General features: G+C 70.5%; 9 protein-coding genes. 6 read left to right on the top strand and 3 right to left on the bottom strand.

The genetic code is table 11. The features are described 5' to 3' along the window. The first annotated feature begins 140 nt into the window (after window positions 1-140). Both ACFYXB_RS25100 and galE read left to right on the top strand, forming a co-directional pair. Window positions 141-1,406, top strand: coding sequence for a glycosyltransferase 87 family protein (locus ACFYXB_RS25100; protein ID WP_389586156.1), 1,266 nt, complete (start codon window positions 141-143; stop codon window positions 1,404-1,406). A gap of 196 nt (window positions 1,407-1,602) precedes the next feature. Next, window positions 1,603-2,583: a UDP-glucose 4-epimerase GalE gene (gene galE / locus ACFYXB_RS25095; protein ID WP_351347959.1), complete on the top strand. Its 981-nt coding sequence runs from the start codon at window positions 1,603-1,605 to the stop codon at window positions 2,581-2,583. Between the two features lie 16 nt (window positions 2,584-2,599). Here galE and ACFYXB_RS25090 read toward each other — a convergent pair whose 3' ends face one another. Beyond that, window positions 2,600-3,226: a TetR/AcrR family transcriptional regulator gene (locus ACFYXB_RS25090; RefSeq protein WP_351347961.1), complete on the bottom strand. Its 627-nt coding sequence runs from the start codon at window positions 3,224-3,226 to the stop codon at window positions 2,600-2,602. 301 nt (window positions 3,227-3,527) lie between these two features. On the opposite strand from ACFYXB_RS25090, the gene ACFYXB_RS25085 reads away from it, so the two are divergent. The 4 genes from ACFYXB_RS25085 (at window position 3,528) to ACFYXB_RS25070 (ending at window position 9,320) form a co-directional block, all read left to right on the top strand. Further along, entirely contained in the window at window positions 3,528-4,442 is a 915-nt protein-coding gene (locus tag ACFYXB_RS25085) for an ABC transporter permease (RefSeq protein ID WP_351347963.1), read from the top strand. Beyond that, entirely contained in the window at window positions 4,435-5,325 is an 891-nt protein-coding gene (locus ACFYXB_RS25080) for an ABC transporter ATP-binding protein (RefSeq protein WP_389586151.1), read from the top strand. The genes ACFYXB_RS25085 and ACFYXB_RS25080 overlap by 8 nt, the downstream gene beginning before the upstream one ends. A 126-nt stretch (window positions 5,326-5,451) precedes the next feature. Then, a complete protein-coding gene (locus ACFYXB_RS25075; protein WP_389586149.1) occupies window positions 5,452-7,647 on the top strand; it encodes a CDP-glycerol glycerophosphotransferase family protein in 2,196 nt (731 codons plus the stop codon). Further along, window positions 7,644-9,320, top strand: coding sequence for a glycosyltransferase family 2 protein (locus ACFYXB_RS25070; protein ID WP_389586147.1), 1,677 nt, complete (start codon window positions 7,644-7,646; stop codon window positions 9,318-9,320). The genes ACFYXB_RS25075 and ACFYXB_RS25070 overlap by 4 nt, the downstream gene beginning before the upstream one ends. A gap of 100 nt (window positions 9,321-9,420) precedes the next feature. Here ACFYXB_RS25070 and ACFYXB_RS25065 read toward each other — a convergent pair whose 3' ends face one another. Together ACFYXB_RS25065 and ACFYXB_RS25060 are read right to left on the bottom strand one after the other, a co-directional pair. Beyond that, window positions 9,421-10,899 carry a hypothetical protein gene (locus ACFYXB_RS25065; RefSeq protein ID WP_389586144.1) on the bottom strand — a complete coding sequence of 493 codons (1,479 nt, stop codon included), beginning with the start codon at window positions 10,897-10,899 and terminating at the stop codon, window positions 9,421-9,423. Continuing rightward, window positions 10,880-11,347, bottom strand: a complete 468-nt coding sequence (locus ACFYXB_RS25060) for a GtrA family protein (protein ID WP_389586142.1) — start codon at window positions 11,345-11,347, stop codon at window positions 10,880-10,882. Before ACFYXB_RS25060 ends, ACFYXB_RS25065 begins: the two co-directional genes overlap by 20 nt. Window positions 11,348-11,434 lie beyond the last annotated feature (87 nt).

Here is an 11,434-nt window from a genome sequence, read left to right as displayed (position 1 = left end):
TTCAGCAGAGACCCGATGTTCACCACGGCCCGATCCTTCGGTTCACCACGGCCCGATCTTTTGCGATTAGCCAACCTTTGCCGGGTAATGACGGCGTATCAGCATGGATACACCATCCGGGCGGCTTACCCTCCGTGGTGATGAACCGCCGTCAGCTCTCCCTCGCGTCCATGACAGCCACCTGGGTGGCCGGCCGCGCCCTGATGCTGTGGCTGCTCGCGCACGACACCGCGCCGGTCCTGGGCCGGGGCGCGGTGGCGCGCGAGGTGTGGCGGCTGTACTTCCACTGGTACGGCGTCCTGTCCCACGGAAGCTTCCCGGCACACGACACGCTGTGGCAGTACCCGCCGGGCGCCGGCGCGGTGCTGCTGGCGCCGGCGCTGCTGCCGGGCCTGACGTACTTCCAGGCGTTCGTGGCCCTCACCCTCGCCGCCGACGCGTTGATCGCGGTGGCACTCGTACGGGCGGGCACACGGCCCGGGCGCAGCCTGCTCGGAGCGGCGCTGTGGACCGGCGGCCTGCCGCTGCTGCTGCACATCCCGCTCGCCCGGTACGACGTGGAGGTCACAGCCCTCGCCGTCGTCTCCCTGCTGACGCTGTCGCGCTCCACGCGCGCGTGCGGGGCGTTCGCGGCGCTGGGCGCACTGGTGAAGGTGTGGCCGGCGCTGGTGCTGCTGGGCACGCCGCGGGGGCGTCTCACGCGCTCGTCGTGGACGTGGGCGGCGGTGACAGGGGCAGCGTGCTTCGCACTCTTCGCGGCATTGTTCAACAATCCTCTGGCTTTCCTTCGACAGCAGGGGAATCGAGGCGTCCAGATCGAGTCCCTGGGCGGCACGGCGCTCAGCCTGGCGCGGCACGCCGGCTGGCCAGGGAGGGTGCGGTATCGGTACGGCGCGATGGAGTTCACCGGCCCGTACGTCTCCGCGGTCGCGCACGCCTCCCTCGCGCTCACGGTGGTCGCCTTCGCGCTCCTGCTGCTGTGGCGGGTACGGGCCCGGCGCTGGAGCGAGGCGACGCCGTTCGACGCCGCGCTGTGCGCCGTCCTGCTGTTCACCGTCACCAGCCGGGTCATCAGCCCGCAGTACATGGTCTGGCTGCTGGGCCTGGCCGCCGTGTGCCTCACCTCCCGGCACACCGCGCAGCGACCGGTCGCCGTGCTGGTGCTCGCGGCCACTGCGGTCAGCGCCGTCGTCTACCCGACGATGTACGCCGAGGTCACGCGCTGCACCTGGCAGGGCTCCCTCCTGATGCTGCTCCGCAACGGGCTGCTGGCGTCCGCCGCCGTGCTCTCCTACACGCGGCTGTGGCGCTCCACACGGCCGACGCCCGCGCAGTCCGCGCCGCCCGTGACCGAACCCCGCTCCGACACCGGCCTCCTTCCGCACCGAGCGCTCAGCGCCCCCTGACGGGAGACCGCGACCAGGCCCCAGGCCCCGGACACCCCTTCCCCCACCCCCTCGGTGAGCGTCAAGCCCCGAGCGCCCGGCGTACGGGGAGTCCTGTCGGTCGCCCGCGGAAGACTGCGCCGCCTGCGCCGCCTGCGCCGCTGAACCTGTTTGACTGAAGGGGACTGCGGACCAACCGACGAGGGGACGGCCGTCCATGACCTGGCTGATCACCGGCGGCGCCGGCTACATCGGGGCGCACGTCGTACGGGCGATGACCGAGGCGGGCGAGCGGGCGGTGGTGTACGACGACCTGTCCACCGGCATCGCCGAGCGCGTGCCGGAGGGCGTATCCCTGGTGATGGGCTCGACGCTGGACGGCGGCCGCGTGGCGCGCACGCTCGCCGAGCACTCCGTCACCGGCGTCGTCCACCTGGCGGCGAAGAAGCAGGTCGGGGAGTCGGTGGACCACCCGTTGCACTACTACCGGGAGAACGTGGAGGGCCTGCGCGTCCTGCTGGAGGCGGTGACGGCGGCGCAGGTGCCGTCCTTCGTGTTCTCGTCGTCGGCGGCGGTGTACGGCATGCCGGACGTCGACCTGGTGAGGGAGGAGACGCCGTGCGTGCCCATGTCGCCGTACGGCGAGACGAAGCTCGCGGGCGAGTGGCTGGTCCGCGCGACGGGCCGGGCGACCGGACTGTCCACGGCGTCGCTGCGCTACTTCAACGTGGCGGGCGCCGCCACCCCCGAGCTGGCGGACACCGGCGTCTTCAACCTCATCCCGATGGTCTTCGAGAAGCTCACCGAGAACGCGCCCCCGCGCATCTTCGGCGACGACTACCCCACCCCGGACGGCACCTGCGTCCGCGACTACATCCATGTGGTGGACCTGGCGGAGGCCCATGTGACCGCGGCCCGCGCCCTCCGGTCCTCGCCCGGCCTGAGCCTGACGCTCAACATCGGCCGCGGGGAAGGCGTCTCGGTCCGCGAGATGATCGACCGCATCAACGCGATCACCGGCTACAACACCCCACCGACAGTCACCCCACGCCGCCCCGGCGACCCGGCCCGGGTCGTCGCCTCGGCCGACCGCATCGCCACCGAACTCGGCTGGAAGACGAAGCACGACGTCGAGGACATGATCACCTCAGCCTGGGCAGGCTGGATCCGACTGCACCCGGAGGCGGCGCGTTCCTGACTGCTGGGCGACCGCCTCACAGCGCCTTGAGCGCCTCCGCCGTCGCGTGGGTCAGTCTCTCCAGGTAGCCCTTGGGGAGCTTGGGGCTGCGGATGACGACCGAGCGCCAGTACAGCGGGCCGGAGATGAGGTCCAGGGCGAGGTCGGCGTTGATGCCGGATCGGACCTCGCCGCGGTGTTCGGCCGCCGCGAGGATCTTGCTGGCCACGCCCTCCTGGCCCTCGCGCAGCGCCTTCTGCATGGCCTCGGCGATCTCGGGATTGCGGGCCGCCTCGGCCTGCAGGTCCGGGATGATCTGCGAGGCGACGGGGTGGCGCAGCGCGCGGGACGTCACCTCGTAGAGCAGGCGCAGGTCGCCCTCGAGGGAGCCCGTGTCCGGGGTGGGCAGGCCCATCACGGCGACCGCCGAGACCACGTCGAGGACCAGGTGCAGCTTGGAGCGCCAGCGGCGGTAGACGGCGGTCTTGCCGACGCCCGCGCGGCGCGCGATGCCCTCGATGGACATCCGGGCGTACCCGACGGACGCGAGCTCCTCGAAGACGGCCGCGCGGATGGCCTCGGTCACGTCCTCCCGCAGCACGGCAGCCCCGGCGGGGGCCCGTCGGGTCGCACGCGTCTGGGACTCGCCGGCGTTCGTCGTCATACGCTCCAGCATAGGGCGTTACGACGAAACGGTTGCGTCCTGACGCCGGTCACGTTGCGCCGCGACGGTGGCGTCGCAACGTCTGCCCGCGATCACCGCAACGAAACGGTTTCGTCCCCACATCGGATCCGTCACGACGAAACGGTTGCGTTCCGACGCCGACTCGGCCTACGCTCCCGTTGCGACGATACGGTCCCGTCCCGACGTAAGAAAACGTGAAGTGAAGCATGAGGAAACACCGGATGACGGACCCGCCGACCGGACGCGCGCACCCCCACTCCCCCGAGCGAAAGCAGCGGATGTGAGCCAGGTCCTCCACACACCGCCCCCGACACCGGCCGCGGCCGATGACGACCTCGCGGCGCTCGCCGCACGGCACGGGCTCGCCGTCAGCGGCGCACGCCCCTCTCTGCCCGAGTACGTCCGGCAGTTGTGGGCCCGGCGTCACTTCATCGCCGCGTTCTCCACCGCCAAGCTCACCGCGCAGTACAGCCAGGCGAAGCTCGGCCAGGTGTGGCAGGTCATGACCCCGCTGCTCAACGCGGCGGTCTACTACTTCATCTTCGGTGTCCTGCTCGGCACCAAGCGCAACGTGCCGGACTACATCCCGTTCCTGGTCACGGGCGTGTTCATCTGGACGTTCACGTCGAGCTCGATCATGACCGGCACCCGGGCGATCTCCGGCAACCTCGGCCTCGTCCGGGCGCTGCACTTCCCGCGGGCCGCGCTGCCGATCTCCTTCGCGCTCCAGCAGCTCCAGCAGTTGCTGTTCTCGATGGCCGCGCTGGTGGTGATCCTGCTCTGCTTCGGCGTGCCGATCGCCTTCTCCTGGCTGCTGGCGGTGCCCGCGCTGGTCCTGCAGTTCACGTTCAACGCCGGCGTCTCGATGATCATGGCGCGGATGGGCGCGAAGACCCCGGACATCGCGCAGCTGATGCCGTTCGTGCTGCGGACCTGGATGTACCTCTCCGGCGTGATGTGGAGCATCGACAAACTCACCAGCAAGGACCACCTGCCGCACATCGTGACGGTGATGCTGAAGCTCAACCCGCCCGCCGTCTATATCGACCTCATGCGGTACGCGCTGATCGACAGCTTCCACGCCAACCAGCTGCCTCCGCACGTGTGGGCGGCGGCCACGGGCTGGGCCCTGGTCGCCGGAGTCGGCGGCTTCATCTACTTCTGGAAGGCTGAGGAGACGTACGGCCGTGGCTGACACCACCAACTTCGTGAACGACGGGATCCCCACCGTCATCGCCGACGACGTCGACATCGTCTACCGGGTCAACGGCACCGGCGCCGGCCGCGGTAGCGCCACCGCCGCCCTCAACCGCATGCTGCGCCGCAAGCAGACCGAGAAGGCGGCAGGCGTACGCAAGGTGCACGCGGTCAAGAAGGTCTCCTTCGTCGCGTACAGGGGCGAGGCGATCGGGCTGATCGGCACCAACGGCTCCGGCAAGTCGACGCTGCTCAAGGCGGTCGCCGGACTGCTCCCCGTGGAGAACGGCCACATCTACACCGACGGCCAGCCCTCCCTGCTCGGCGTCAACGCGGCCCTGATGAACGACCTCACCGGCGAGCGCAACGTGTTCCTCGGCGGCCTCGCCATGGGCATGTCCCGCGAGCAGGTCAAGGAGCGTTACGACGAGATCGTCGACTTCTCCGGCATCAACGAGAAGGGCGACTTCATCACCCTCCCGATGCGCACCTACTCCTCCGGCATGGCGGCCCGGCTGCGCTTCTCCATCGCCGCCGCCAAGGACCACGACGTGCTGCTCATCGACGAGGCGCTGGCCACCGGTGACGCGGCCTTCCGCCGGCGTTCCGAGGCCCGGATCCGCGAGCTGCGCGAGAGCGCGGGCACGGTGTTCCTGGTCAGCCACAACAACAAGTCGATCCGCGACACCTGCGACCGGGTCCTGTGGCTGGAGCGGGGCGAACTGCGCATGGACGGGCCGACGGAGGACGTACTGAAGGAGTACGAGGCGTTCACCGGCGACAAGGCGCCCAAGCCCAAGCCGAAGCCGAAGGCCGCCCCCAAGCCGCCCCAGCAGGGCCGGCCGGAACCCGAGGACGCGAAGATCTCTCTTCCCTCCTGACCGACGCCCGGCGCCCCGGCCACGACCGGCGCAACCCCGTCAGCTCCTTTCTCCCGATTGCTGTCACTATGGCCTGAATGGTCCGTCCCGGTGGCGAAGAGACGACGAGGCGAAGGAGTCCCCGTGATGCCCGAGCTCAGCGTCATCGTCCACGGGCCGAACACCCAGGGCCAATTGACCGAACTGCTCGACTCCCTGGACGCCCGCCCGCTCCTCGACGCCGAGGTGATCGTGGCCGCGGTGGGCGACTGGGCGCGGGAGGCGGCCGAGGGGCACACCCCGGAGACGGTGGTGCTGCCCCTGCCGGACGGTACGGACGACGCGGCGGCGCGGGCGGCGGGGGCCGCGCGGGCGTCCGGCCGATGGCTGCACTTCGTCCACGCCAAGGACGGCCTGCCCGCCGGCGCCGTACGCCTGATCGCCGAGCGGGTCGCGGAGCTGCCGGACACCGTGGACGTCCTCCTGTTCGACCACGTCGTCAGCACCTGGAAGACATCCGGCACCCGCTCCCGGGACGGCGCTCTCCTGGCCCGGGCCGGCCGCACCGACCTCGCCCTCGACGAGGCCCCCAGCCTGCTGCGCCTCACTCCCCTCCTCGGCAACCGCGCCGTGCGCACCGGCTTCTGGCGCGCGCACGAGGAGCGGTTCACCACCGACGACGAGCCGTACGCCGCATACGCCGCCCTGCTGCACGCGCACCGCGTGGCCTGCCTCAACCAAGTCGCCTACGACGACCGCAGGTTGCGCCCGCAGAGCCTCCCGCCGGTCACCGCCGAGCAGCGCTACTCCCTCGTCGGCCGCTACGAGATGCTCCTCTCCCTCGCCAAGGACCGCCCGGCCGCCCGCGCGGTCCTGTACGACGTCATGGTCCGCGACCTGCTGCGCACCTTCGCCCGCGAGGACCTGCCCGACCCGGTGGCCCGGGAGTTCTTCCGCCGCTCCTCCCTGGCCGCGGTGCGCTGGCGCCCCGCCGACCACCGCCGCCCGGCCGGTTTCGAAGGCATCCGCCGCGGCCTCCTCGAGGAGGAGGCCTACACCAAGTACCGCGCCTTCCAGGCCGCCAACCGCACGAGCCGCGCGGCCAGATCGGCGCTGCGAACACGCAAGCGCGGGCTGGGCACGAAGCTCCGCGAGCACCAGTACCGCCGGGGACTGGGCCGCCCGGTCGACTGCGACCTGGCTGTCTTCTCCGCCTACTGGGACCGCGGAGTCGCCTGCAACCCGGCCGCGATCGCCGCGAAGCTCGCCGAACTCGCCCCGCACATCCACCCGGTGTGGGTGGTCAAGCAGCGCAACACGCAGCTTCTGCCGCCCGGCACGGACCATGTCGTCCCCGGCACCCGCCGCTACTGGGAGGTGCTGGCCACGGCCAAGTACCTGACCAGCAATGTCAACTTCCCCAACGCGGTGGTCAAACGCCCCGAGGCGATCCACCTCCAGACCCACCACGGCACGCCCCTCAAGCGCATGGGCCTGGACCAGATGGACCACCCCACCACCGCCAAGGGCCTGGACTTCGCCGCACTGCTGGCCCGGATCGACAAGTGGGACTACAGCATCTCCGCCAACAGCCACTCCACCCGCATGTGGCAGCGCGCCTATCCCGCCCGCTACACCTCCCTCGACCACGGCTATCCGCGCAACGACGTCTACTCCTCGGCGACCGCCGCCGACGTCCGCTCCATCCGCGACCGCTTGGGCATCGCCCCCGGCCGCACGGCGATCCTCTACGCCCCCACCCACCGCGACTACGAGGCCGGTTGGACCCCCCGCCTCGACCTCGCCGCCCTCTCCGACCGCCTCGGCGAGAACACCGTCCTCCTGGTCCGCGGCCACTACTTCTACGGCGGCTCGGCCTCCCCGCTGACCGGTCTGCGCCGCACGGGCCGGATCGTCGACGTCTCCTCGTACGACCCCGTCGAGGAACTGGCCCTCGCCGCCGATGCACTGATCACGGATTACTCCTCCATCATGTTCGACTACGCCAACCTCGACCGCCCGATCGTCATCTACGCCGACGACTGGGAGACGTACGCGACGACCCGCGGCGTCTACTTCGACCTGACGGCCGAGGCGCCGGGCCAGGTGGCCCGCACCCAGGAGGAACTGGCGGAGATCTTCACGACCGGCGCCTGGCGGGACGAAGGCGCGGCGAAGGCGCGAGCCGCGTTCCGGCGCCGGTTCTGCGAGTACGACGACGGACGCGCCGCCGAACGGGTCGTACGCCGGGTGTTCCTGGGCGAGAGCGACGCGTCGCTGCCCCCGGTGATCCCGGTGGAGGACCGCACCCCGGCGCCGAGCCCGGAGGAGGCGACAGCATGACCCCCACCCCCGCGCCCGACGTCACGGTGACAGTGATCGTCTACAACGACGCGGCACGCCTTCCCCGGGCGGTCGCCTCCCTGCGCAGGCAGACGCACGCGAACATCGAGGTCGTCATCAGCGACGACCACTCGACGGACGAAACCCCTGACGTGGCCAGGGAGTTGATGGCCCAGGACTCCCGCATCCGCTATCTCCGGCTGCCCGAGAACAGCGGCGGCTGCAGCGTCCCGCGCAACCGGGCCCTGGAGACGGCCCGCGCGCCGTATCTGATGTTCCTGGACAGCGACGACGAACTCCCTCCGCGCGCGGTCGAGTTGCTGCTGGCCGCCCACCGCGAGCGCGAGGTCGACTTCACGATGGGCGCGGTGCGGCGAATACGGGTGGACAGCGGCCGTCGCTCGACGTGGATGCCGCATCTGGTCGCCGAACGCCGCACGCTGGAGGGCATCGAGGACGACCCCCGTCTGCTCTTCGAACACTTGTCGACGAGCAAGATGTACGCCAAGGCCTTCCTCGACCGGCACGGACTGCGCTTCCCCGAGGGCATCCACTACGAGGACCAGCTGTTCTCGGCGCGGGCATACTGCCTGGCCAGGGCGTTCACCATCATCCCGGAGCCGGTGTACGACTGGTACATAGCGCCGTACGCGACGGCCGACGCGGCATCGATCTCCAATCAGCGGCACAAGCTCACGAACGTCCGCGACCGCGTCCATGTCCAGCGCCTGATAGACGACTTCCTCGTCACGAGCGGGCACGGGTCGCTGCGCGAGGACAAGGACTACAAGTTCCTCAAGCACGATTTCCGGATGTACGCCGGGGACCTGCCGTACCGCGACGATCACTGGTTGGCCTCCTTCGCCGACATCATGAACCCCTACCTGGCGACACTCGCCCCCGGCGCCTACGCCCGCCTGCCCCGCCCGGAACGGGTGGTCCTCCAACTCGTTCGCGACCACCGGCTGTCCGAGGCCCGGCTGGCGGCGCGCGGCCTGGGTCACGGGGTCGCACCGCGGCAGGTGACCACCGACCCGGCGGACGGCGTGGCCTACTGGGGCGACCGGGTCCCCGACTCGGCGCAGTCCCGCCGTGAGCTGGACGTGACGGACCTGGAACTGGACACACACCCGTTCCCCAGCGCCCAGTTCCGGCACGAGATCACGGAGTTGACCCCGAGCCCGGGTGCCTCCCTTGCCCTGAAGATCCGCACCTACGATCCCGGTCTGCGGCTCCCCGTCGGCCCCCAGCGCACCGCGCTCCTCCTGGCTCCCGGCCGGCAGCGCCTCACGGTTCCCTTCCGGCTGCTCCCGGTCCGCCCCGGCGTCTTCGAAGGCGAGGTCCACCTGGACCTGGCGAAAGCCCCGCTCCCTCTGCACGGCTTCGCGGGCACCCGGCACCCGTTGCTCCGCATCGAGCATCAGGGCCTGTCCCACACGGGTCTGCTGCTGGCACCGCTCTCCTTCCCCACACTCACGACACGGATCGACCACCACTCCGGCGCCGCCCCCCATCACGTCACCGTGGAACCCGAGGGCCGGGCCGCCGGCCGCCTCCAGATCCGCTGGCGTCCGGCGGGCATGACGGCCCGGGTCATACGCCCCGTGGCCCGGCGGATCGCCCGCCCGAAGGTCCGCAGGGCGGCACGACTGGTGGCGAGCGTGCTGAAGTAGAAGCCGCCCCCGCACCGCCGACGGCGCTCACACCGTCAGGGCATGAGCTTTGACGGCACGGCACGGTCCGTCATGGCACACCCCTTCGTGGCACAACCCCTCACGGCACCCGGTACAGCACCTGCCCGCCCGGCCCGTGTGCCACCACCCGCAGCCCCGCACCCGGCGCCGCGCTCCCGCTGTCCACCACCCACCGCACCCCGTAAGCCCGCACGATCCCCTGCCGCACGCCCCCGGAGGTCCCCGTCGCGAAGTACTCCCGCACGGCCGCCTCCCGCCGCCCCGCGTCCGGCAGGAACACATCCGGATACCCGGGCGCGACCGTGTACGCGCCGTACGCCGGAATCTGCCGGGCTGGAAACGTCCGTGCCATGACGACGTCCCCGTACTTCACCCACGGTGTGATCCACCGGTAACCCACCCAAGGCGCCCGGTACTTCACCGCAACCGCCGAAGGCAACACCCCCTTCCCCACCACGTATCCCACAGTCCCCACCTGTGCCCAGGCCCCCACGGCCAGCGCGGCACCCAGCAGACAGGCCCAACCGGTCCGAAACGCCCGCCGCCCGCCGGTGAACACCTCCAGCGCGGCCGCGAGCTGCGCCGGGATCAGCACGGCCGGCAGGACCCGCCCCCAGGAGTAGTGCCCGCCGCCCCCGCCCGCCGCGAACACGACCGCCCCGAGGACGAAGAACAGCACCAGCGGATCCCACCGGTCCCGCCGCCACCGCAAGGCCAGCGCCACCACTCCGATGAGCACCAGTCCGAAGCGTCCGGCCAGTCGCTCGTACAACGGCCGGTGGATGGCCTCGAGTTCCGCTCCGGAGGAGAAAAGTGAGAAAAAGTCGTAGTACGGCCAGGCCCACAGCACCAGAACCCCGAGCACCAACCCCGCGCCGAGCCGTAACAGCACGCCCCGCACCGGCCTGACGGCGAGGACCGTCGCGAGCGCCCCCAACGAGGCCACGACCCCAGTGAACTGGTGGACCAACAGAATCACGGCCCACAGCACGCCGAGCCCTAGCCACACTCCCCACCCGGCCCCGCGGCGCACCGAGCCCGGGAGCCACGCCCAGAGGTGGAAGGACAGACCGAGGGCGAACACGCTCGGGTACGACACCGTCAGCGCCAGGGAGTTCAGCCCGAGGAAACCGCTCCAGTCGAACAGCGCCGGGCCCCACAGAAAGAGCAGGCACAGCAGCGCGAGCGCCGGCGCGGCCCGATGCGCGCTGAGCGTACGGACGTACCGCCACACGCCCGTGACCAGCAGCCCGAGCCCGACGAGCGCGCCGATGCGCAGCACGACGAACACCGACAGCCCACTGATCCGGGCGACGGTGCCCAGCACGAGCATCCATGGCGAGTAGTAGGGGCTCGGTGTGTCCGCGTCGACCAGCGGATTGCCGGGGTGCAGCAGGCTGTGCCGCAGACGTTCGATCGTCGCCGCATGCATGCCGAGATCGCCCATCCAGGGAAGGCGGACGATCACCAGGAGCAGGAGCACCAGGACGAGCGCGACGACGGCCTGGGGAAGCGCTCTGCCGACGGTCGCCGCCGGGCTATGCGCCGCGGCGCGCATTCTGCTGGAACACCCAGGTGCGGTAGACGAGGAAGCGGAAGGCGGAGGCGAGGACGATCGACAGCGCCTTGACGACATTCGATTCGAACGGCCCGTGCAGACCGAGGCCGTGATATCCGGCGTAGAACAGGCCGCTTTCCATCACGACGCCCAGGCCGCTGAACACGAAGAACAGCACCATCTGGCGCCGGGTGCGGGAGTCCCGGTCACGATAGGCAAAATAGCGGAAGCCGAGGTAATTCGTGGCCATGGCAATACAGCTGGCGAGCACGGTCGCGACCATCGCCTGCCGGCCCAGGCCGTGCAGCAGCAGGTTGAAGACCACGAAATTGACGAGGACTCCGCTGCCGCCGACGAGCCCGAATTTCACGACTTCGAGGACGACACGGGCACGCGGCGGCGCGGCGGGAGCCGTAAGGCTCTGGGTCACGGACACATTCACAGTCACCCGGCAAGCCTAGCCGAAATGCCCCGATTAGCAGGAAACGGTAAATTCACCTCCCTTTTTTCCTTAAGAGTCGGCAAGAAGAGAAAC

This window comes from Streptomyces sp. NPDC002619 (assembly GCF_042889305.1).
Taxonomy (GTDB): Bacteria; Actinomycetota; Actinomycetes; order Streptomycetales; family Streptomycetaceae; genus Streptomyces.
Note: the sequence above shows the minus strand (reverse complement) of the source record. Positions and strands in the feature narration are given on the sequence as shown.